Source organism: Candidatus Limnocylindrales bacterium, assembly GCA_035571835.1.
Taxonomy (GTDB): Bacteria; Desulfobacterota; Binatia; order UBA1149; family CAITLU01; genus DATNBU01.
In genome coordinates this window covers 394104-416107 of record DATNBU010000029.1, presented here as the reverse complement: position 1 = coordinate 416107, position 22004 = coordinate 394104, and the positions used below count along the sequence as shown (strand labels likewise).

Here is a 22004-nt window from a genome sequence, read left to right as displayed (position 1 = left end):
AATTTTCGCCGGGGGGTGTGCGGAGAGCCGCCTCGGCGTCAATCACACAGGGGGAAAATCAGCGATGCGTCCATTTGCTTCGGCCGTTCTCGGCCTCGTCCTCGTTTTGCCCGGTCTTGCCAGCGCCGGCGACTCGCCGCGGGCCATCAAGATCGTCAATAAAACCCGGTCGTTTCTGATGGAGCTCTATACGAGCCCGGCCGAGGCAAAAGCCTGGGGCGCCGACCAGCTCGGTAACATGCGCATCGCCATCGGCGGCGACGTGACCGTCAACCTGAAAAGCGACCAGGACGCGTGCGTGTACGACCTGATGATGGTCTTTTCCGACGGCGAGAAGGTCGTCCGCCGCGAGAACATCTGCACCGACGGAACGCTGGTCGTCACCGAGCATCGGGACGACGAGCTCCCGGCGATCTGACCCGGAAAACGGGCGGCCCCTCATCGGTGGGGCCCGCTTTTCCAAGCGCTCTGCCGGCATCGTCGGCACCATCCCGTTGGCACCGGCGGTAACGCTTTGTTATCGGCCCGGCATGCCTGCGCCATCCAGCACCCCGGCGTCCGGCGCCCGATCACGGCAATCGGGCGTCGCTCCGGTGCACTTGGACGTCAACGGCTTCTTTTCGCACATGATCGGGTCGTACGGCCTCGAGCCCGAGACGCTGGAGGCCATCTTTCCGCGCCTTCGTGGCGTGCTCGAGTCGATCCGCGAGCGGCGCGAGGCCGGTGAGCTCGCGTTCCACGAGCTTCCTTACGACGTCGCCGGCGCCAAAGAATGCGCGCGGCTGGCCGATGAGATTGCGGGCGAGTTCGACACGCTGATCGTGCTCGGCATCGGCGGCTCGGCGCTCGGCACCAAGGCCGTGCTCGACGCACTTCCGACCGCGGTGCGCGCGCGGCGCATGGACGTCCACGTGGCCGACAACGTCGACCCGACTTCTTTCCAGGCGCTGCTCGACTCCGTCGATCTTGCGAGCACGTGCTTCAACGTCATCTCGAAGTCGGGCGGCACCTCCGAGACGCTCGCGCAGTATCTCGTCGTGCGCGAGCGGCTCACCGCGGCGGTAGGCGCCAAGTGGACGCGCCACATCGTCGTGACGACCGATCCGGAAAAAGGTCCGCTGCGCGCGCTCGCAAACAGCCTGGGGCTTCGCTCGCTGCCGGTTCCTCCCGGCGTAGGCGGGCGCTTCTCGGTGCTGTCGGCGGTCGGTCTTTTTCCGCTTGCGGCCGCGGGGATCGATATCGCGGCGCTGCTGGCCGGGGCCCGCCATGCCGACACGCTGTGCGCGCAGGAAGATCCGCGCACCAATCCCGCGGCCATGCACGCGGCGCTGCTGTATCTGGCGATGCAGGAGAAGCGCTGCAACATCCACGTGCTGATGCCGTACAGCGACGGCCTGCTGCGCTTCGCCGAATGGTACGGCCAGCTGTGGGCCGAGAGCCTGGGCAAGGCCCGCGGCATCGATGGCAGCATCGTCGAAACCGGGCAGACGCCGGTGCGTGCGCTCGGCGCGACCGACCAGCATTCGCAGGTGCAGCTTTACGTCGAAGGCTCGCGCGACAAGGTCATCACGTTCATCCGCGTTGCGGCGCACGAGCACGACATCGCGATTCCCCGCAAGGAGGGCGACGCCGAGGAGCTCGCGTTCCTGTCCGGTCATTCGATGGGCGAGCTGCTCAACATGGAGCAGCAGGCGACCGAGCTCGCGCTGGCCGATGCCGGCCGCATCACCAGCCTGCTAACGCTCGAGCGATGCGACGAAGCGGCGCTCGGGCAGCTCTTTCATTTCTTCGAGGTGCAGACGGTGATCACCGGCGGCCTTCTCGGCGTCGATCCGCTCGATCAGCCCGGCGTCGAAGCGGGCAAAAGGCTGACTTTCGCGATGGCGGGTCGCAAGGGCTACGAGGCCGACGCCCGGCGCGTCGCCGAGATGCTGGCGCGCAAGCGCGAGGATCTCGTGTTTGGCTGAGCGCGCACCGATCGCGCTCCTCGACGAAGCGACGATTGCCGGCATCGCCGCCGGCGAAGTCGTCGAGCGCCCCTCCGCAGCAGTCAAAGAGCTCGTCGAAAACGCACTCGACGCCGGCGCTACGCACGTTCGCGTCGAATACGACGACCGCGGGCCGATCCGCATCGCTGTCGTCGACGACGGTTCAGGTATTGCCGATCACGAGATCGAGCTCGCGCTGACGCGCCACGCGACGAGCAAGATCCGCTCGCTCGGCGACCTCGACTCGGCGACGACCTTCGGGTTTCGCGGCGAAGCGCTCGCAGCCATTGCATCGGCGAGCGACCTCGATTTCGTCACGGCCGTCGAAGGAGCGCCCGGCGGAACGCGGGTCATCGTACGCGGCGGCCGCATCGTCGAGCGTGCGCCGGCGGCCTCGCGGCGCGGCACCCGAATCCATGTCGAAGACCTCTTCGCCAGCGTTCCGGCGCGCCGCAAATTCCTGAAGAGCGCAGCGACCGAAGCCGCGTATGTCTCCGACGTCGTGCGCCGTTTCGCGCTGGCTCGGCCCGACGTGCATTTCGTGCTCGAGAGCTCGGGCCGCATCGCTCTCGACGTCGCTCCGGTTGCGTCGGCACAGGAACGCGTGCGGCAGGTGTTCGGCCGCGAAGTTGCCGAATCGCTGGTGGAAGTGGATGCGCATTTCGCGGGCCTTCGGCTCACAGGATTCATCAGCCGCCCGGGCGCCGCGTGGGGCACGGCGCGGCGCATGGCGATCTTCGTCGGCGGGCGCGCGGTGCGCGAACGGCTGCTGTTCCAGGCGGTGCTCGAGGGCTACCAGACTTATCTGCTCAAAGGCCGCTACCCGGCGGTCTCGCTGTTCTTCGACTGCGACCCGGGCGAAGTCGACGTCAACGTGCATCCGTCCAAGCTCGAAGTGCGCTTTTCGCGCCCGGACGATGCTCGGCGCTTCGTGACCGAAGCGGTGCGCGATGCGCTTCGGCAGTCGGCGAGCCCGCTCGGCCGATGGGGACTCGATGCGACCGAATCGCTGCGGCGAAGGGTCGTCTCGCACACGCCGCCCGCCCAGTCGTCCATGCCGCGCCGAAAGGCTGCGCCGTACGAGCCGGCGACCGAGGCGCAGGCGCGCAGACAGGACGCCGCTCCGATTGCCGCGGACTCGCACATCCCGGGCTACGAGCCGGCGGCAGCGCAAACCCGGGAAGAGCCGCGCGAGCAGCTCGCGATCGATCTCGGCCGCGAGCGCGAAGCCGATGCGCTCGGTCGCTTTCACGTAATCGGTCAGATCTTCGACGGTTACTTCGTCTGCGAAGGCGACGGTGAAGTGCTGCTGGTCGATCAGCACGCCGCGCACGAACGAATTCTTTTCGAACGGCTGATGGAGGCGTTCTCCGGGCGCGAGGTCGCGCGCCAGGCGCTGCTGCTGCCCGAGCGCGTGCACGTCGGAGCCGCAGGCGTGGAGGCCTGCGCTGGAGGTCGCGACGCGCTCGAATCGCTCGGCTGGGAGATCGAGCCGTTCGGCGACGAAGACGTGGTGGTGCGCGCGGTTCCCGCAATGGCCGGATCGGCCGATCCGCATTCGCTCGTCGAGGCAGTTGCCTCCGATCTGGTCGAAGCGGGCCGCGCGCGCGCGGCCGAGCGACTTGCCGAGCGCATCATGGCAACGGTTGCCTGCCATGCTGCGGTACGCGTCGGCAAGCGGCTCGATCCGGCGGCGGCTCGCGCGCTGCTCGCCGAGATGGCAACGGTCTCCTACCATTCGACGTGTCCGCACGGCCGGCCGGTGGCCAGGCCGCTTTCGCGCGGACAGGTCGAGCGCATGTTCGGACGCTGACAAGGACATCGATGAGAACTCTCTTGCCCGACTGGATGCATCTCTTTGCCTGCGTGATCGCGAGCGGAGCGCTCGCGGCCGGATGCGCGACGACGTCACGCGAGCAGGCGTCTTCCGCATCGCGCCAGGCCGCGCAGGCGAACGGACGCCAGATGACGAGCGAAGATCACATGAGCCGTGCCGGCGAGCTTCGCACCGTGATGAAGTCGTTCGATGCGGCAGTGCGAAAAGACGTTCCGGGCCAGATCGACGAGCACGACCGGTGGGAAGGCGTCTATCCGCGCATCGCCGATGCGGCCGAGAAGCTCGAGGTCGCAGCGCGCGACCTCGCCGGACATCCGCCGAAGGGGCTCGAGTTGCCGGCGCGCGGACGCTTCTCGGTACGCGGCCGGGCGCTCGAGGATGCCGCCACGCAGCTCAAGGAGGCCGCCGCACGAAACGACGCCGACGGCGTCGCGAGCGCGCGCACCGACGTCGCGTCGGCATGCCGCGATTGTCATCGCGAGTTCCGCAGCGACTCGAAAGGCATTCCCGAGGCGTTCGAGTGAGCCGCACGGCGCCGGCGAGCGGTGAGGCCGGCAGCGGCCTGCTGCGTCTGCCATCGCGCGTGCTCGTCGTTGCAGGGCCGACGGCATCCGGAAAGAGCGAGCTTGCCATCGTGCTCGCCGAAGCGCTCGGCGGCGAAATCGTCGGCGCCGATTCGCGCCAGGTTTTCCGGTACATGGACGTCGGCACGGCCAAGCCGACGGCCGATCAGCGCCGTCGCGCGGCGCATCACCTCATCGACGTCGTTGATCCGGATGCGGCATGGGACGTGGCTGCGTGGCGCAACGCAGCGCTGGCGTCGCTGGCCGGCATTCATGCGCGCGGCCGTGTTGCCGTCGTCTGTGGCGGCACCGGGCTTTACCTTCGCAGTCTCGCGCAGGGGCTGTTCCCCGGACCGCCTGCGGATCCGGCGGTGCGCACGCGGCTCGAGGCCGACGAGCTGGCAAATCCCGGAAGCGCGCACGCGCGGCTCGGCGACGTCGATCCGGCGACCGCGCGCCGCGTTCATTCCAACGACCTCGTCCGCACGATCCGTGCGCTCGAGGTTTTCGAAACCACCGGCAGGCCGCTTTCGGCGTGGCTTGCCGAGCACGGTCTTGCCGACCGGCCGTTCCAGACGCTGACGCTCGAGGTCGACATCGAGCGCGACGAGCTTCGCGAACGCATCGGCGAGCGCAGCCGGCGCATGGTCGACGACGGAATCGTCGACGAGCTCGCGTCGCTTTATGCGCGCGGCTACGGACCGGCGACGCGGGCTTTCGATGCGATCGGTTACCGCCAGGCCGCGCTGTGCCTCGAGGGAAAACTCGCGCGTTCGGATCTCGCGGACGCGATCGCCCTTGCAACCGTCCAGTATGCTAAGCGCCAGCGCACGTGGCTGCGGGGACAGATGAAGACCGTCAAGGTTCCGGCTTCGATCGCTTCGCAGCGAACCGGAAAGGCCGTCGACCTTGCGAGGGCCTTCTTTTCCTGATGAGAACAGGCTCGCACATCGACGACCGCTGTGCGGTCGTCGTCAGGTTGGACGGCCGCGTTGCGGTCGTCGCCGGAATTGACGGCCGCTACGCCGCCGTCGTGAGACGCTAGACCGCCGCTGTTGCGGCCGTCGCCGGAAAGGAACGCTACTTGGCTTCGAAGAAAAAAGGTCTGCCTGAGCTGCGAGCGGCAATCGACGACGTCGACCGGCGGCTGCTCGCGCTCGTGACCGAGCGCGCCGAGCTTGCCAAGGCCGTTGGCGAGGCGAAGGCGGTCGGCTCGCGCGGCGTGCTCGATGCCGGGCGCGAGAAGCAGGTTCTGGGCGCGATCCGCAAGGCCAACCGCGGGCCGCTGCGCGACGACTCGGTAGAAGCGATCTTCCGCGAGATCATCTCGGCGTGCCGCGCCGTGCAGCGGCCGACCACGGTCGCGTTCTTCGGACCGCAGGGAACGTACACGCACGAGGCAGCCATCGCGCAGTTCGGAAGCAGCACCATCCTTGAAGCGTGCGATTCGATCCCGGAGGTGTTCAGCGCCGTCGAAACCGAACGTGCGACATTCGGGATCGTGCCGGTCGAGAATACGACGGAAGGCGCGGTGACGCCGACGCTCGACTCGCTCGCGGAAACTACCGCGGTGATCCTCGCCGAGCGCGTCCTCAAGATCGATCACTTCCTGATGGCGACGGACGCGGATCCGAAGAAGATCCGGCGCATCGCATCGCATCCGCAGCCGCTCGCGCAGTGCAAGCGCTACCTTGCCGAGAATTTTCCCGGCATCGAGCTGCTTCCGACCGCGAGCACGGTCACGGCGGCGAAGCTTGCCGCGAGCGAGAAGGGCACCGCCGCGATCGGAAGCCGCGTGTCGCTGCATCTGTACAAGCTCGAAGTGGTGGCGCGCTCGATCCAGGACAATGCGGCCAACGTGACGCGCTTTCTCGTGATCGGTCCCGATCAGAAGACGCGGCCGAGCGGGCACGACCGCACGTCGCTCGTCGTCACCGTCAAAGACCAGGTCGGCATCCTCGAGCGCATCATCCGTCAGTTCGCGAAGAACAAGGTCAACCTGTCGATGATCGAATCGCGGCCGCTCGTCGGCCGGTCGTGGGAATACCGCTTCTTCGTCGACGTGACCGGGCATGCGAGCTCGGAGCCGGTCGCGAAGGCACTCGAATCGCTCGAGCGGATTGCGCTGTCGGTGCGGGTGCTCGGGAGCTATCCAATCGCGACCTGACGGTTGCTGTTGTCGAATCGCGTCGTGACGCGTCGCTGATGCCAATCGCGACCTGACTATATCTTCAACATTGCGCGCCGTGACGTTCGTACCGCAATCGAGGGGGAACGCGTTCGTCGAAACGCATCGTCGCCGATGATGCCGTTGCCGGCCGTCGCCGTGGCGCGCATAGATGGATCAATCAGAAGGACTCTTCCTTCGGACTCATCTGCGTGTAGGAGGCGATCATGCAAATCTCTGTCGCCGCGTTTTTCCGTTCCGTTCTTCTCGGGGCTTCTCTTTCGATCCTTTGCGTTACGTCGCCTGCGTTCGCGGCCGATGCGGACTGCGACAGCGTTGACGATGCCGTCGACAACTGTCCGGCCAAGTTCAATCCCGACCAGGGGGATCTCGACGGCGACCTCGTCGGAGACCGCTGCGATTCGGACAAGGATGGCGATGCCCTTGCGAACGACGCCGACAACTGCCCGAAGGATGCCAACGCCGACCAGACCGATTCGGATGGTGACAGTGTCGGCGATGCGTGCGATCAGTGTGCGGCCGAGCCCGACAATGTCGTCAATCGCCACGGCTGCAGCATCGCACAGCTGTGTCCCTGCGCCGGACCCGAAGACGACCGTGCGTGGAAGGATCACGGCGGGTACGTCAAATGCGTGAAGAAGGCCGCGAGAAGGTTCGCGATCCACGAGCTGATCACGAGTGAAGAGCGCCAGCAGACGGTCATCGATGCCAAGGCGAGCACCTGCGGCGTTCCTGCTCCGGTGACTGGCGACAACGATGGCGATGGCGTGCCCGATGCAAGCGACAACTGCCCGTCGGATTCGAACCCGGGCCAGCGAAATACCGACGGCGACGCGTTCGGCGACGCGTGCGATACCGACCGCGATGACGATACGGTGCTGAATGCCGATGACAACTGTCCGATCGTCGCGAACGCCGACGGACAGGGCGCCGACGCAGACTCCGACGGCGCCGGAGATGCCTGCGATGCATGCTCGGGAACGGCTTCGGGCGACGTCGTCGATCGCGACGGCTGCAGCATTGCGCAGGCATGCCCGTGCGACTTCGACGAAGACGGCAACCCGTGGGCCGGCCACATGAAGTACCGGCGCTGCGTCGCCGACGAGGTCTTCCGCTTCCGTCTGCTCAAGATCATCAACAGCGACGAAGCCGACCAGATCAAGGAAGACGCGGCCGCATCGACCTGTGGTAACAGGCCGCCGGTCTGCGAATAAGTCAGGACGCGGCCGGGCAGTCGAGTGCGATCGGCTGCCCGACCGCACGCTTGAGCGTCAGCAGAGCATCGCTCGCAACGACGCTGCCGCTCGAATCCACGTCGCAGACGCACGCGTTGCATTTTCGGGAGCCGACGGCGCGGCGAAGCACCGCGAGCGCATCGGATGCGAGCGGCGCATCGCCGCCGCTCAGCGGCTGCGCGCAGCTCCGGCACGAGCCGTCGAAGTCGAGACACTGCGGATCCGCGCAATTTCCGATCTTCGAGTAATGCATTTCCACTTCGTCGGCCGTCAGGATGCGGTCGTACAGCGCCAGCTCGTCGAGATTGCCGGTGAAGAAACGCGTGAGGTCGCGCGCACGATCGATGCGGAACTCCGTGTTGACGACGAGCGGCGTGCCGGAGTCGGCCGGCAGGTCGGGATCGTTCTCGAGACTCACTGCTGCGCCGTCGATGTATACGACGGTGCCGACGTTGGCCGCACCGCCGCCGGTTCGCGTCCAGACGACATGGTGCCAGCGGCCTTTCGGCACCGGGTCGACCGTCTGCAGGCCTCCGTTGTAGAAACCCGCAAAGATCTCTTCCGCGTCGCCGTTGCTGAAGCTGAAGTAGACCGACTTCATCGTCGGATCGCCGGGCGACGAGATGCCCCAGTGGAGCAGCGGCGCCCACTGCGCGGCTCCGCCGTCTTCGAGAACGAACACGAGCGCTTCGGTGGAAAACGTGGGGTTTCCGGCGAGCGTGAGCGGCGCGATCGACAGCGATTCGAGATAATCGTCGGCGCTGTCGAAACGGACGCCGGTATCACCCGCCGCTGTGCCGACGGCTCGAAACGGCGTGCCGAAGTACGTCGCATCGTACAGCGCACCGAGGCTGCCGTGATTGACAGCTGCCCCGGTGCTCTCGTTGAACTGGTAGTAGAGCAGAGGCCCGGAGTCGGAGACCGCGGCGTGGAAGTCGTCCGGTGCGCCGGACGCGGCCCGCGCGGTGAGGGCGATCGCCGCGAAAACCAATGCGGCGAGCGGTGTCGCGTTCCCTGATCGTCGTGCCGGCGGATTGCTCACAATGAGCAGAATCCAGCATGCCGATTTCCGGCGTGCAAGACCCGCGCAGCATGAAATCGGTCGGATACCCGTGCTCCGCTCGCGCGGCGCAGGCAAGAGGAGGCGTCTTACGCCGGTGGAGGGAGCTTGTCTTCACGCCGGCGGAGCGAATCTCCCGACCTTGGCAAGGAACTGCGTGCAGATGTTGTTCTGCTCGCTCCAACCGGGAACGAGGACGCCCTGCTTCTCCATGCGCTGGATGATGCGGATGAAGATCACGCTGAAGCGAAGGCCCGCCCACACCTGGTAGTAGTGCAGGTCGCCGAGCGCGCGGCCGCCGAACGCCTCGTAGATGCGCCGCGTCTCGTCCTCATCGGGAAAGCCGGGCAGCGGCGGTGCGCCGACGCCGTCGCTCAGAAACCGATTGAGGTAGACGAACCATGCGACGTCGCATTCCGGCGGGCCGAGCGTGGCCATCTCCCAGTCGAGCACGGCCACCGGCTTCATGCCCCGCACCATGATGTTCGAAGGCCGTGCGTCGCCCCAGTTCAGCACGACGGCGTCACGGCCGGCCGGAGCGTTGTTCTCGAGATACTCGAAGGCCGCCTCGACGGTCGGCTGCGGCCGCCCGCACGACGCCCACGCAAGGAAGTCGCGGTAATACGCGAGCTGCTGCGCAAAGCCCGGCGGGCCGAAACGATTGCGGTCGAGAAAATCGAGGCCTGCTTTCTTCCAGTCGATCGCGTGCAGCCTGGCCAGGATTGCGATCTCGGCATCGTAAAGCGCGCGTTGCTCGGCGGGAGAGGCCTCGGCAAGAAAGCCCATCACGGTGTACGGTGGGTTGTCGCTCGGCGCTTCTCCGTCGACGCGGTCCATCACGTAGAACGGCTCGCCGATGATCGACGCATCCGGCTCCCACCAGCGTACGCGCGGAACCGGTACGTCGCTCACTTCGGCGACGATCTGCATGCAGCGGAACTGCGCGTACAGATCATACTCCGGAAACACCGGATGCTCGGTCGGCTTCGAGCGGATGACCCATCGCGCCGCCGCAGCCTTCCCGCGCTCGGTCCACGACGCATCGACGAGCATGGTCTCACTCGAGAACCCGGTAAGGCCCGGCGCCGTGATCTCACCGAGAACGAGGTTGTCGGCACCGGTGAGCCTGGTTGCGAACCACCGCTCGAGGCGGGCGCGAAGCTCGTCTGGATCATAATGACTCTGCGACGGCATGGCGCTTTGTACATGCTCGCCAAAGCGAGGGCTATACTCGGCGGCGGTGAGCACGCCGTTACAACAGCCGATCGGCGAGTCGAAGCTCGAGCCGCTTGTCGAGACACCGTGCACGGTCTGCGGCGCCGGCGAGCATCGCACCATCGCGCCGGCCGCGGACCTCGACGCCCAGCGCCGTTACCTCGTCGAGTTTCATCGCCGGCGCCTGCGCACGCGTTCGGATCAGGCGCTCGAAGATCGCGCCGACTTCACGCAGAACTATGCAACCGACGTCGTGGCCTGCCGGACCTGCGGCCTGGTTTTCCGCGATCCGAGGCCGCCGGCCGAGCAGATTGCACGAGCGTACGCATCCGACACCTACGGCGAAGAACGTCTGCGCGCGCTGTTCGACTCGCAGCTCGAGCTGTTCCGGCCGAAGGCGCGAAACCTTCGCCGGTGGCTGTCACGGCCGGATCCGGTGCTCGTCGAGATCGGAAGCTTCGTCGGCGGGTTCCTCGCGGCCAGCCGTGAGCTCGGCTGGGATGCCCACGGGATCGATCCCGGCAGCGAGGTCGCCGCATTCTGCGAGGCGAGGGGCCTCTCCGTATTGCGTGAGAGCGTCGACGACCTGAGCTTTCCGGAAGCCGCCGCCGACTGCGTCGCGATCTGGAATACGTTCGATCAGCTCGTCGACCCGCACCCGACGCTGCGTTCGGCGCGCCGCTGCCTGCGTGCCGGCGGCCTGCTCGTGGTGCGGGTTCCGAACGGACGCTGCTTCGAAGGCTGCATGTCGCTGCTCGGACGCCTCGGGGCTCCGTTACGCGGCGTTCTGCTCGCCGCAATGGCGTGGAACAACCTCGTGACGTTCCCGTATCTTCACGGCTACTCGGTCGATACGCTCGACCGGTTGATGGCGGAATACGGGTTCGTTCGCGTCCAGGTCGAAGGCGACGTCCTGACGCGGCTTGCCGACGAGCAGACGAAAACCTGGGCGGCCTGGGAAGAGCGGATTCTCAAGGCGCTGTGGGCTCTCGCGAGTCGAGCCGATCCGTCGAGCATAGCAGCGCGGGCTGCGTGGCTCGACGTGTACTACCGGATCGACAAGTAAGAATCGTCAGCAGCACGACTTGCGCGTCGCTGCGCGCGCGGCGAGCGCCGCACGGGCGTCGTGCGGGGAGCTGCAGGGTCTCGCCGCATCACCGGGCCTCGCAGCCTCGATGCCTACGAAGCCGCGCAGGAAATTCCGCACCGCGCTCCACGCACGCCGCGTTCCGGTGTGCGATGTCATCTCGACGCGTTGCCTCACGCCATCGCCGTCGCTTCGATCTCGACCAGGATGTCCGGATGAAACAGCCGCGCGACACCGAGAAGCGTCGACGCGGTCCGGCATCCGGCGCCGACGAGTCGACCGACGCCGGCTCCGGCGCCTTCGATGAACGCGTCGACATCGGTCGTGTAGTACGTCACGCGCACGACGTCCGACAGCGAGAACCCGGCTGCCGACAGCACGGTTTCCAGATTGTCGAGCGCCTGCACGATCTGCGCGCTCATGTCGCCCTTGTGCAGCGGCGCACCGTCGCCATCGACCGACGTCTGGCCCGAGACGACGAGGGTTCGCGTCGCGCCTTTGACTTCGTTGGCCTGGACGAAACCCATCGCGTCCTGCCACGTCCACGGATTGATCACTCGTTTTTCCATTTGATGCTCCGTGCCGGAAAACTAGGCGAATGACCGGTGCGGGTCCAGCCGTCGCTCACAGGCTCGCCTCGGCAGCCGCGATCGGCTCAGGGCCCGTGCGCCCGGCCAGCGTCTTCCACCACACCCGCATGGCGTCGAGAACGACGATCGCAACCAGTCCCATGAAGACCGCCGTCACGACGGCATCGAGCCGGTTGTTGAAAATGACGTGCTCCGTCGACGCGATCTTCTCAGCCGCAATCCGGCCGGCCGCCAGCTCCGTCGACAGGTGCGATGCGTACGCAAGGAAGCCGATGCGGAGATCGGCCGAAAAAATCTTCTGGCACCCGGCCGTCATCGTCACGACGAGAAGCCACACGAGCGGCGCAAGCGTCAGCCATGCGTAGCGCGGACGGCTCGACTTGATGAACAGCGTCGTCACGGCCGTGAGCGCGGTCGCCGCCAGAAGCTGGTTGGCGATGCCGAACAGCGGCCACAGCGAGTTGATGCCGCCGAGCGGGTCGATGACGCCCTGATACAGGAAATATCCCCAGCCCGAGACGATCAGGCCCGACGCAAGGATGTTGGCCGGCAGCGAATGCGTGCGGCCGAGCGGTTCCCACAGGTTGCCGAGCAGGTCCTGCATCATGAAGCGCCCGACGCGCGTGCCGGCGTCGAGCGTGGTCAGGATGAACAGCGCCTCGAACATGATCGCGAAGTGGTACCAGAGCGCCTTCATCTCGTCGCCGCCGAGCGCGCGCGAGAAGATCTCGGCCATGCCGACGGCCAGCGTCGGCGCGCCGCCGGTTCGCGACAGCAGCGTATTCTCGCCCACATGCCGCGTGAGCGCCTCGAACGCCGCGGGATCGAGCGTGAATCCCCACTGGCCGATTTTGGTTGCCGCATCGGCGACGGTGGTGCCGAGAAGCGCTGCCGGCGCGTTCATCGCGAAGTACGTTCCCGGCTCCATGACGGTCGCCGCCATCAGCGCCATCAGCGCGACGAAACTTTCCATCAGCATCGCGCCGTATCCGATCATGCGGGCGTCTGACTCGCGGTCGAGAAGCTTCGGCGTCGTGCCGCTCGAGATCAGCGCGTGAAAGCCGGAGATCGCGCCGCACGCGATCGTGATGAAGCAGAACGGGAACAGCTTGCCGGCGAACACGGGGCCGGTGCCGTCGATGAACTGCGTGAGCGCCGGCATGTGGACTTCCGGGCGCACCCACAGCAGCCCGGCGGCGAGCAGGCCGATGGTGCCGATCTTGATGAACGCCGACAGGTAGTCGCGCGGTGCGAGCAGCAGCCAGACCGGGAGCACGCTCGCGGTGAAGCCGTAGACGATCAGGCAGATCGCGATGGCCGGCTTGCCGAGGTCGAACCATACGCGAAGCGTCTCGTGATCGTGCACGAAGCGGCCGCCCCAGACTGCGAGCAGCACCAGCGCGAGCCCGCCGATCGACGCTTCGAGCACGTGGCCGGGGCGGATCTGCGTCATGTAGACGCCCATCGCGAGCGCGATCGGAATGGTGGCCGCGATCGTGAACGTACCCCACGGGCTGCCGAACATCGCATTGGTGACGACGAGCCCGAGCACGCCGATCAGGATCAGCATGATCGCCATCACGCCGACGAGCGCGGCCGCGCCGCCGACCGGGCCGATCTCCTCGCGGACGATCTGGCCGAGGCTCTTGCCGCCGCGCCGCATCGAGCCGACCAGCACGGTGAAGTCCTGCACTGCGCCGCCGATGACGACGCCGATGACGATGTAGAGCGACGCGGGGAGGTACCCGAACTGCGCGGCCAGGATCGGTCCGACCAGCGGGCCGGGTCCGGCGATCGCCGCGAAATGATGTCCGAACACCACCCAGCGATTGGTCGGCACGAAGTCGCGGCCGTCGTTGCGGGTATGCGCAGGGGTAAGCCGCGAATCATCGAGGACGAGCGCTCTGGCGGCGAGAAACGCCGAATAGAAGCGGTATCCGATCGCGTAGATGCACAGCCCCGCCACGAGGAACCAGGTGCTCGAGATCGTCTCGCCCCTGTGCAGCGCAATGGTTCCGAGCGCCGTCGCGCCGAGAAGGCTGACCACGATCCACGCAGCGATGGCGAGCGGGTTTCGGCGAGACGGATCGGAAGGCGTCATGGGCGCGGGATTCTAGCGATGCGGGCGGCCGGTGCGAGAAACGGGCCGCGTGTTGCGCTGCCGTCTTGTCTGGACTCGCGCAGTGCGGCTAAGCTCCCGGCCATATGAAGAACCTGATCCGCATGAATCTCGTGGCCGGCATTGCCGGCTGGATCGTGGTGCTCGGCATGACTGGCGAATCGGCCGCGTTCGTCGCTTCGAGTGCCAACGACGTCTGCCCGCCCGCGGCCGATCCGTGCGTGATCGACCAGGTCGTCGACGTGAACGACAACACGCTCCTCGACTTCGGACCTCGCACGCTCAAAATCACCGGTCCGGGCCAGATCCGCTTCGGGACCGGGTCGCCACGCGTCCGCAGCGGGAAGCTCATCGTCGAGGCCGATGCCGGTCACTCTTCGATCGTCGTCAGCGTATCGGACGACATCGATAGAACACCGAGGATAGAGACGACCGCCCCCGGTGGGGAAGGGTCGATGGATATCGGCGGCGGAATCGCGCTCGGTCTCGCCTTCGACGAACAGCTCATCCTCGAGGCATCGGGCGATGTCGTGCTGCGCCGCCCGATCACGATCTCCAGCAACGACACGTACATGGGCGAGCTGGTCGTGCGCTCCCCCGGCAGCATCGAGCTTCTCGGCAGCTTCACGACCAGCAGTCGCGGTGGCGTACTGGAGCTTGACGCAGACGTCGACGTGCACGTTGCGGGCAACGTCGTGATGGACGGCAAGGAGGAAGCGGGCTGGGTGATTCTGAAGGCGGGTCGCGACATCACGGTCTCGTCCGACCTCAATGTCCGCACCGTCAACCGCACCTCGATCTCCGGCACGATCGACATGACGGCGGGACGCGACCTGCGGATCGAAGGCAGCGCGGAGAGCCCGACGAAGATCGACGTCAGCGCGCTGACCGCGCGCGGAGAAGCAGGGGAGATGGATCTCAATGCCGGGCGAGAGCTCGATATCCTGCAGTTCGCATCGCTGGCGGTGTCCGGTGACTTCGGGACGGCCGACCTGTCCGCCGCCACTCGCATCGACCTTCTCGGTTCCATCGTCGCGACCGGCAGCGGCGACATTCAGGGGCCCGACATCGGACTCTTCAGCGACGGCGAGATCCATCTCGGTACCACCGGCCGCATCGAAGCCGCGATGGAGCTGCCGGCAACCGCGGCCGATCTCGTCATAAGCGCGTTCGGGGACCTCGAGCTGGACGGATTCATTTCCGTCTCCGGCCAGGGTAGCGACAGCGTCCAGCTCGAAGGGTGCCAGATCGATGTTGGCACCGCCGCGACCATCGAAAATCACATTCAGAGTGGATCCAACCGCTTCATCGCGCATCACGCCATCGACGTGACCGGCGGCGCGCGCGTTTCCAGCGACGGCGGCGCGAATGTCATTCGGGTCCGCGATGCGGCAAGCGTGGTGATCCATGGCTCTCCGTTCGATCCCGTGGCACAGCTCGAGCTGGTCCCCGGCCTCGCGGTTTGCGCGCACTGCGCCGCGGGCCAGACCGCCTGCGACGACGGCTTCGACTGCACGGCCGATCACTGCGAAGGCGAGGCGTGCGTCGGCATCCCCGACGACAGCGCATGCAACGACGGCAAGTATTGCGACGGCATCGAGGCCTGCGTCGCCGGCGCGGGCTGCGTCGCCGGAGAGCCCGTCGACTGCTCGAGCCTGGACGCCGCATGCGCCGTCGGCGTCTGCAGCGAGCAAAGCGACAGCTGCACCGCGCAACTCGTCACCAGCGGCACCCCGTGTGATGACCAGGATGCCTGCACGCTCGAGGACCGGTGCAACGCCGACGTCTGCATGGGCCGTCGCGACGTCGCGTGCGGCGACTGCGGCAATTCGGTCGTCGACTTTGGCGAAGGCTGCGACGAAGGCGAAGCGACGGGAGAGCGCGGAAGCGCCTGCGCCGCCGATTGCCAGCTTACGCGCTGCGGACATCCGATCACCACGGAGCCGGGACTTCCTACCGCTACCGATGCCCTTTACGTGCTGAAAGCGTCGATCGGATCCGTTCCGTGTGCGACGGCCGTCTGCGATGTCACCGGCGACCTCGAGATCCACGCCAGCGATGCGCTGCTCGTGCTTCGCGCTGCCGTCGGCCTGGGCGCGCTGCAGTGCTGACACCGCACGGGGAAACCCCGGGCAGGCCCGGGACGTGCAATATTTGACGGGCCCCTTGTCCGCCTCGCGAACTCGTGGGAGATTCCCTGAATCGGTCGAGCTCGGGAGAGATCGCGACGGGCGGGACACGAAAGGGGAAACAAATCATGAATAGGTCCACGATTCTCACATTCTCGTTGATCGCTGTTCTCGCCTTCGCAGGTTCGAGCAGCGCCGGCGGCAAGCGCGACGGCCAGTCGTGCCACGTGTCCAAAAGCTGTGCGAGTCACTACTGCATCACGCTCAACCCGAGTGACAAGTTCGGCGTCTGTTGCACGCCGCAGGGCTGCCCGGAGCAGAATGCCCAGTGCGGCGAGATCGGGAACGCCTGCGGCGTGCCGATTCAATGCGGCTCATGTGACCCGGGAAGCACCTGCGTGAACAACCAGTGCGTCGTAGTCACCACGACGACGACCTCGTCCACGACGACTTCGTCTACCACCACCTCGTCTACGACGACTTCGTCTACGACGACGACCACGAGCACAACCAGCACGACGCTCATCGCGAGGAGTTGCGTAGGCAACTGCGTCGACGCCTTCCCGCAGCCGGCGGACAGGGTGGTTCCTCCGGGCGACGGTCCCGACTGCTACTGCGACCAGCTTGCCTGCGGCGCCGACGGATGCGCCGACTTCTTCTCGGCGTGTGTCGTCCAGCCGCCCTTCCTCTGCGACTGAGACTGCGAGCCGCGGGGTTCACGAATGGCGTGAGCCCCGCGGCAACCTCCGAGGCCATCGCCGGCCGGTCCGTGCACCGAAATCGTTAGTCGCGAGCAGGCCAGAGGAAAGCCGGACCGTCAGCTCCCGGCTGCGATCCAGTCATTGTGGTGCCACCACTCGTAGCGCGGCGCCGTTTCGCAGAACCTGTCGATCGAAACGACGGGTCGCTCGTCGTGGCCTTTGCGACCTGAGCTCAGCGTCAGCCCGATATCGGCAAATTTCGGGCGCTCGCGATTCATCCGGCACATCATTCGAGCGACGCTGAAGTAAACGATCGGGTCGCAGCGCATCCGTTCGGTGAGAATCAGCATATTCACATTGATTGCCTGATCGCGGGTACTCCCGGAGGCGTCATGGAAATGGAGCGCTCCGCTGCAGTGCACCGGGGCGTCGAACATGTGCAGGGAGATCCAGCGGCCTTCGCCGGTGACCGCGGTATCGCCGGGAAGAAGCAGCGGCAGCAACTGCAGCAGGCTGAACGCCGCCAGAGTAAGCACGACGGCACGGGGCTCGCCGCCGGACAGCAGCGATGGCAGTCCGACCGGGTGCTCCTCAGGAGTTTGCCCGGCAGCCGCATCGCGCTCGGGCGGGATCAGCCGGAGCAGAGGGAAAAGCGCGAGGATCCCGAACATCAGCATCGGATAGAAAAATCCGACCACGTTCCACGAGGCGAGGTGAAACAGCAGCAGCTGGCCGAACGTGAGCCAGAACAGCCATGCGCGGCGCGACGTCAATCCCCAGACCAGCACCAGCTCGAGCACCAGCACGTAGACACTTGCGGCGGGCACGAGCGCGTCCGGCATCCCGAGCGGCGTGCGGCCGTACGTCCACTGGCCGGAGAGCCACTCCGGACTGAACTTGAGCAGCGCGGCCCATCCATAGAAGAACGTGACGAGATACGGCAGCACCCGGCGCCGGTGCGGGATGAAGAGGAACGCGGCCGTGACCCATAGCGCCATGTAGTGCTGGTTGAGCCGCAGGCGGTAGTCGCCGAAGATCAGCCACTGCTTGACGACGAGCGCGACGACGAGCAGCAGCCACGCCCAGCGGCACGTCGAGCGCCGGAGAAACAGGGCGGCCGCCACCACCGACAGGGCCAGCCATCCCGCGAGAACGCCGGTGAGCGCCGGTGGATCGAGCACGCGCATCCATTCGCAGTCCTGCAGGAACGGCCAGCAAACGGCGAGACTGTTCGGCCGGAGGATCGCGGCGATCGGGTGGAACCACGTCCAGTGCACGAACGCGAGGCAATTGGTCGCGGCGAGGATTGCACCATAGATGCGCAGCGCCGGGTCCTTTTCGATTTCCTGTACGGTCGTCGGGACAAGCTTCATCGCAACTCGCTATCCGCGCACTCGATCGAAACAACGAACGAGCGTGCCGGCTCCGAGCGCTTCTCACAGGATCGGGCTGGTTACCAGCCGTTGCGGATTCGGACCACGTCGCGGCCGGCGCTCGTCAATTGGGCAGCACGCTGCCTGTGTTCATGGCAGTTCGCTGCCGTGCAATCGTCGGCACATCCTGCGATGCGAAGCGAAGTTGCAGGTTGCGCGACGTGTTTGCGACGCGCGCAGCTGTCGTGCAACACGCACTACGTCTTCCGATGGCATCGTCTGCGTGCCGCAGCGCGCACGATCCGGCCTGAAAATGGCCTAAATTTTTCAAAATCCGCGCCGCATGGAGCGATCGCTGCAGATCGACAGAAAAACGTGCAGCGCTCAACGATTCAGCACCCGCAGTGAAACATCTCACCGCGCGCCGCATCGCGTCGAAGATGGCAACGTCCTTGCATAGCTCCGCATCGAGCACGCCGAGCGAATCGCGTGCTGTCTCCAGCGCCACCAACCGTCTGCGGGTGGCGTGCGCGAGACATGAGGGGAACACGAGCAGGCACCTGTTGCGCGATGTCGGGGCGTATCGCCGCCGACCACAAGGATTCGCCATGAAGCGATCAAGCTCGCGAGTATCGAAACGATCGATCTGGAGGGGAGCGATTCTGCTCACAGCTTTTGCGGTGGTCATGGGGGACGCCGCGGGAGCAGCCGATCGGAAAGGATCGGCCCGAAGCGATCTGAAGGCAGCCCCGGTGCAGGAAGAAGTCGCTGCCGTGGCGGCGCCGGAACCGGCGGCCGAAGCGAGTAGTCCCGCGTTGCCATCGTACTTCACGGCGACGAGCGCCGAGAAGAAAGCGAAGTGGCCCGATCCGACCGGAGCGTCGTCGGGAGTCTGGGCAACACCGGCCGGTGACGGCAAGGGCGACATCCCTGCCGCGCTCGCCATCTCGGATCTCTACGACCGCATGGCGCACAATCTTTACTCGATCAATTTCGTGTGGGTTCTCATCTGCGGCTTCCTGGTGATGTTCATGCAGGCCGGCTTCATGTCGGTCGAGACCGGTCTGTGCCGCTCGAAGAACTCGTCGCACACGACGGCGATGAACTTCATGATCTATCCGCTCGGCTGCCTCGGCTTCTGGGCTTACGGCTTCGCCATCGGCTGGGGGAACTGGTGGAACGGCGCGGTTCCACCTGGCTGGTATCCGTCGCTCGGACCCGGCTTGTCGACGCTCAACGAAGGCGTCGGACTGAACCCTGTCCTCGATGCTTCGGGCGCGGTCACGTCGGCGTTCCAGTACGGATTCATGGGAACCAAGGGGTTCTTCCTGAACGGGATGTCCGACGTGAGCGTGATGGCGCTGTTCTTCTTCATGATGGTGTTCATGGATACGACGGCGACCATCCCGACCGGCGCGATGGCAGAGCGGTGGTCGTTCAAGAACTTCGTGCTGTTCGGGCTGTGGATCGCACTGCCGTACTGCCTCTATGCGAACTGGGTCTGGGGCGGTGGGTTCCTCGCGCAGGGCGGCCGGAACTGGGGTCTTGGTCACGGCGCGGTCGACTTCGCCGGTTCAGGCGTCGTGCACATGATGGGAGGTGTGATCGCGCTTGTCGGTGCATCCATCCTCGGACCGCGCATCGGCAAATTCGACGCGCAGGGAAGGCCGCGCGCAATGCCGGGCCACAGCGTGCCGATGGTCGCGCTCGGAACTTTCATCCTCGCGTTCGGATGGTTCGGCTTCAACCCCGGATCGACGCTGGCCGGCACGGATCTGCGCATCTCGTTCGTGGTCGTGAACACGATGCTCGCGAGCGTTGCTGCCGCAGCAACCGCATACATCACTCTGCTTACGCGCGAGCTGAAGCCCGATCCGACGATGCTCTGCAACGGCATGCTCGCCGGCCTCGTGGCGATTACCGCCGGGTGCGCGTTCGTTGCCCCGTGGGCCGCCGTCATGATCGGCGGCATTGCAGGATGGCTCGTCGTGACGGCGGTATTCTTCATCGAGTCGCGCGGCGTCGACGATCCATGCGGCGCAATCTCGGTACACGGAGTCTGCGGATGCTGGGGCGTGCTCTCGGTCGGCATCTTTGCCAACGGCGACTACGGCGCGGGCTGGAACGGCGTGGTGCGCGATTCGATGGTGGCCGCATACGGCGCCGACGGTGTGCGCGGCCTGCTCTACGGCGACGCGTCGCAGCTGTGGATGCAGATGGTCAGCTGCGCGACGCTCGCCGCGTTTGCCGTACCGATGGCCTACATGTGGTTCCGGATCAGCAACGTGATCACCCCGATGCGATCGTCGGTGGAGGACGAGCTCGCGGGTCTGGACACGACCGAAATGGGAATCCCCGGCTATCCGGAGATGGTGCTGCTTCCCGACCGCACCGTCACCGAGGGTGCCGCGTCGCTGGTGCTCGGAGGCGGCTCTCCGGTAACTCGCCCCGAAGTCGCGGTGGCCTGAGATGGATACGATGAACGCCGACAACAGCGAGATGCTGAAGATGATGGTGCTGCTTTCGCCGGAAGGCTCGCTGCTCAGCTCCAAGGGCGCAGATGCCGAGCAGTTCGCCACCGCGGCCGCCTACGCAACGCAACTCGCAAAACTGGTCGGAGACGGCCTCGGCCTCGACGGATTTCAGGAGCTCGACTGCGAGTTCCGGCGCGGCCGCTGCCTGATCTATTTCGACGAGAACGGCAACACCGTGGGCGTCAGGCCACGGCCGGAAATCACGATGACCAGCATCAGGGAAATTCTCGGATTCCGATAGGCGCCTGCGTGAGGGATTTCCGATGAGCGACATCATTCGTGCGACACTTCTGGCACTCAAGGACGTTCAGGGCGTCGAGGGCGGATTCGTGCTGGGCGCAAACGGGACGCTGCTGGCGATGGAGATGCCGTCGCTCTTCGATGCGGCGATGTTTTCCGAGCTCGGACCGCGCATCGAGCGGTTGTCCGAAAGCTTCGCATCGCTCGGCGACGATCTCGAAAGCTGCATGGTGCGGTTTTCCGATCACGTGCTTTGCGTGAAGCGGTTCGTCAAAGGTGGAGCGCTGTGCGTGCTCGCGGCGCATTCGGTCAATCTTCCTGCGCTCAAGATGGCGATGAATCTCGCCGATCGAAGGCTGACCGGCGCAATCAACGGAACAGCGGTCGGTACCAACGGCACGGGCGGATCGTTTGCCGGCTCGTCGATCTCGTCGCCCGGGTTCGCGGCGCCGGCTGCGAAGGTCGAAAGCGCCGCGAGGCCGGCGCCGGTCGCCGCACCGGAGCGCAAGGTTGCACGGTACTATCGTGGTCACCTGGTCGAAGACTGATCCGCCATCCGCCTGCGGTTCCAACCAGGCAAAGGAGCTTCCATGTCGTCGTTTCTGAAGGACAGACGCGGAGTCCTCAACTTCGGCCCTCGTCGCGTCGAACGAAAATCCGACGCCGCCGGCGGCCGCAACGACCGCGACGAGCTACTCGAAAGCGACCCGGACGGCCTGGCGCCTGCACGTCTCCGGCAGCACCTGGAGCAGCAGCAACGCGAGCTCGAGCAGCAGCGACAACAGCTGGAAGCGGACCGCGCCGTTTTCGAAGAGGACCTCAAGGTGCTGGAGGACCAGCGCCGCTTCCTCGACGGGCTGCGCGAGAAGCTGCGGCGCGACACGGCTGCTCTCGAAGCGCAGCGCGAAGAGATCGCTCGATCCAGGTCCCTGGCGGCCCAGCGCACGCGCGTGGAAAGCGTGCTCGAGGACGCGCGCAAGCTGCGCGAGGACGAACGCCACCGGCTACGCACCGAGATGGCGGGCTTGATTCGCCAGCGTCCGCGCTGAATCGGCAGTCAGGCGAAGCCCCCACCGCTGGCCACCTGCAGCTCCTTTCGGAATCAGGAAGGCGCCGTCCGTCGAGCACGTCGGTCGGTCTTCACC

Annotated in this window: 19 protein-coding genes and 1 pseudogene; 14 read left to right on the top strand and 6 right to left on the bottom strand. The window is 66.1% G+C overall.

Annotated features, from left to right (window positions below; genetic code table 11):
• The 7 genes and pseudogenes from VN634_14245 to VN634_14215 form a co-directional block, all read left to right on the top strand.
• A partial coding sequence (locus VN634_14245) for a hypothetical protein (GenBank protein ID HXC52044.1) occupies positions 1–418 on the top strand: 418 nt, incomplete at its 5' end.
• A 175-nt stretch (positions 419–593) separates the two neighbouring features.
• Positions 594–1967 (top strand): glucose-6-phosphate isomerase, encoded by a 1374-nt coding sequence (locus tag VN634_14240; protein HXC52043.1) that lies wholly within the window; start codon positions 594–596, stop codon positions 1965–1967.
• The gene (gene mutL, locus VN634_14235) at positions 1960–3801 is read left to right on the top strand and encodes a DNA mismatch repair endonuclease MutL (protein ID HXC52042.1); all 1842 of its coding nucleotides are present in this window, start codon (positions 1960–1962) and stop codon (positions 3799–3801) included. Before VN634_14240 ends, mutL begins: the two co-directional genes overlap by 8 nt.
• Before the next feature lie 11 nt (positions 3802–3812).
• Positions 3813–4349, top strand: a complete 537-nt coding sequence (locus VN634_14230) for a cytochrome c (protein HXC52041.1) — start codon at positions 3813–3815, stop codon at positions 4347–4349.
• Complete coding sequence (miaA, locus tag VN634_14225) at positions 4346–5320, top strand: tRNA (adenosine(37)-N6)-dimethylallyltransferase MiaA (protein ID HXC52040.1); 975 nt, start codon at positions 4346–4348, stop codon at positions 5318–5320. Before VN634_14230 ends, miaA begins: the two co-directional genes overlap by 4 nt.
• Before the next feature lie 152 nt (positions 5321–5472).
• Positions 5473–6555 (top strand): prephenate dehydratase, encoded by a 1083-nt coding sequence (pheA, locus tag VN634_14220; GenBank protein HXC52039.1) that lies wholly within the window; start codon positions 5473–5475, stop codon positions 6553–6555.
• A 455-nt stretch (positions 6556–7010) separates the two neighbouring features.
• Positions 7011–7790 (top strand): annotated as a pseudogene (locus tag VN634_14215) (thrombospondin type 3 repeat-containing protein).
• Position 7791: 1 nt separating this feature from the next.
• Here VN634_14215 and VN634_14210 read toward each other — a convergent pair.
• Positions 7792–8853, bottom strand: coding sequence for a LamG domain-containing protein (locus VN634_14210; GenBank protein HXC52038.1), 1062 nt, complete (start codon positions 8851–8853; stop codon positions 7792–7794).
• Between the two features lie 132 nt (positions 8854–8985).
• The gene (locus tag VN634_14205) at positions 8986–10065 is read right to left on the bottom strand and encodes a phosphotransferase family protein (protein HXC52037.1); all 1080 of its coding nucleotides are present in this window, start codon (positions 10063–10065) and stop codon (positions 8986–8988) included.
• A 46-nt stretch (positions 10066–10111) separates the two neighbouring features.
• On the opposite strand from VN634_14205, the gene VN634_14200 reads away from it, so the two are divergent.
• Positions 10112–11152 (top strand): methyltransferase domain-containing protein, encoded by a 1041-nt coding sequence (locus VN634_14200; protein ID HXC52036.1) that lies wholly within the window; start codon positions 10112–10114, stop codon positions 11150–11152.
• Positions 11153–11346: 194 nt separating this feature from the next.
• On the opposite strand, the gene VN634_14195 is transcribed toward VN634_14200, so the two are convergent.
• Positions 11347–11742 (bottom strand): RidA family protein, encoded by a 396-nt coding sequence (locus tag VN634_14195; GenBank protein HXC52035.1) that lies wholly within the window; start codon positions 11740–11742, stop codon positions 11347–11349.
• 55 nt (positions 11743–11797) lie between these two features.
• The gene (locus VN634_14190; protein HXC52034.1) at positions 11798–13864 is read right to left on the bottom strand and encodes a carbon starvation CstA family protein; all 2067 of its coding nucleotides are present in this window, start codon (positions 13862–13864) and stop codon (positions 11798–11800) included.
• A gap of 104 nt (positions 13865–13968) precedes the next feature.
• Here VN634_14190 and VN634_14185 point away from each other — a divergent pair, with 104 nt between their 5' ends.
• Positions 13969–15993 carry a hypothetical protein gene (locus tag VN634_14185; GenBank protein ID HXC52033.1) on the top strand — a complete coding sequence of 675 codons (2025 nt, stop codon included), beginning with the start codon at positions 13969–13971 and terminating at the stop codon, positions 15991–15993.
• A 146-nt stretch (positions 15994–16139) separates the two neighbouring features.
• Positions 16140–16709 carry a hypothetical protein gene (locus tag VN634_14180; protein ID HXC52032.1) on the top strand — a complete coding sequence of 190 codons (570 nt, stop codon included), beginning with the start codon at positions 16140–16142 and terminating at the stop codon, positions 16707–16709.
• 119 nt (positions 16710–16828) lie between these two features.
• Here the strand turns inward: VN634_14180 and VN634_14175 are convergent, their stop codons facing one another.
• On the bottom strand, positions 16829–18085 hold the full coding sequence (locus tag VN634_14175; protein ID HXC52031.1) for a hypothetical protein: 1257 nt from the start codon (positions 18083–18085) through the stop codon (positions 16829–16831).
• A gap of 124 nt (positions 18086–18209) precedes the next feature.
• A complete protein-coding gene (locus tag VN634_14170; protein HXC52030.1) occupies positions 18210–18773 on the bottom strand; it encodes a hypothetical protein in 564 nt (187 codons plus the stop codon).
• Positions 18774–18837: 64 nt separating this feature from the next.
• Between VN634_14170 and VN634_14165 the strand changes: the two genes are divergently transcribed.
• Genes VN634_14165 through VN634_14150 form a run of 4 tightly spaced genes read left to right on the top strand, consistent with a single transcriptional unit; the run spans position 18838 to position 21908 of the window.
• Positions 18838–20553, top strand: a complete 1716-nt coding sequence (locus tag VN634_14165) for an ammonium transporter (GenBank protein HXC52029.1) — start codon at positions 18838–18840, stop codon at positions 20551–20553.
• A 1-nt stretch (position 20554) separates the two neighbouring features.
• Positions 20555–20860: a roadblock/LC7 domain-containing protein gene (locus VN634_14160; protein ID HXC52028.1), complete on the top strand. Its 306-nt coding sequence runs from the start codon at positions 20555–20557 to the stop codon at positions 20858–20860.
• A gap of 22 nt (positions 20861–20882) precedes the next feature.
• The gene (locus tag VN634_14155) at positions 20883–21407 is read left to right on the top strand and encodes a hypothetical protein (GenBank protein ID HXC52027.1); all 525 of its coding nucleotides are present in this window, start codon (positions 20883–20885) and stop codon (positions 21405–21407) included.
• 42 nt (positions 21408–21449) lie between these two features.
• Positions 21450–21908, top strand: coding sequence for a hypothetical protein (locus VN634_14150; GenBank protein ID HXC52026.1), 459 nt, complete (start codon positions 21450–21452; stop codon positions 21906–21908).
• Positions 21909–22004: the final 96 nt, after the last annotated feature.

What these genes read in the sequence shown, in the direction of transcription:
- VN634_14155 (HXC52027.1), top strand. Translation starts at nt 20,883, where the DNA reads ATGAGCGACATCATTCGTGCGACACTTCTGGCACTCAAGGACGTTCAG.
- VN634_14160 (HXC52028.1), top strand. Translation starts at nt 20,555, where the DNA reads ATGGATACGATGAACGCCGACAACAGCGAGATGCTGAAGATGATGGTG.
- VN634_14175 (HXC52031.1), bottom strand. Translation starts at nt 18,085, where the DNA reads ATGAAGCTTGTCCCGACGACCGTACAGGAAATCGAAAAGGACCCGGCG.
- VN634_14185 (HXC52033.1), top strand. Translation starts at nt 13,969, where the DNA reads ATGAAGAACCTGATCCGCATGAATCTCGTGGCCGGCATTGCCGGCTGG.
- VN634_14205 (HXC52037.1), bottom strand. Translation starts at nt 10,065, where the DNA reads ATGCCGTCGCAGAGTCATTATGATCCAGACGAGCTTCGCGCCCGCCTC.
- VN634_14230 (HXC52041.1), top strand. Translation starts at nt 3,813, where the DNA reads ATGAGAACTCTCTTGCCCGACTGGATGCATCTCTTTGCCTGCGTGATC.
- VN634_14195 (HXC52035.1), bottom strand. Translation starts at nt 11,742, where the DNA reads ATGGAAAAACGAGTGATCAATCCGTGGACGTGGCAGGACGCGATGGGT.
- VN634_14180 (HXC52032.1), top strand. Translation starts at nt 16,140, where the DNA reads ATGAATAGGTCCACGATTCTCACATTCTCGTTGATCGCTGTTCTCGCC.
- VN634_14150 (HXC52026.1), top strand. Translation starts at nt 21,450, where the DNA reads ATGTCGTCGTTTCTGAAGGACAGACGCGGAGTCCTCAACTTCGGCCCT.
- VN634_14190 (HXC52034.1), bottom strand. Translation starts at nt 13,864, where the DNA reads ATGACGCCTTCCGATCCGTCTCGCCGAAACCCGCTCGCCATCGCTGCG.
- VN634_14170 (HXC52030.1), bottom strand. Translation starts at nt 18,773, where the DNA reads ATGACCACCGCAAAAGCTGTGAGCAGAATCGCTCCCCTCCAGATCGAT.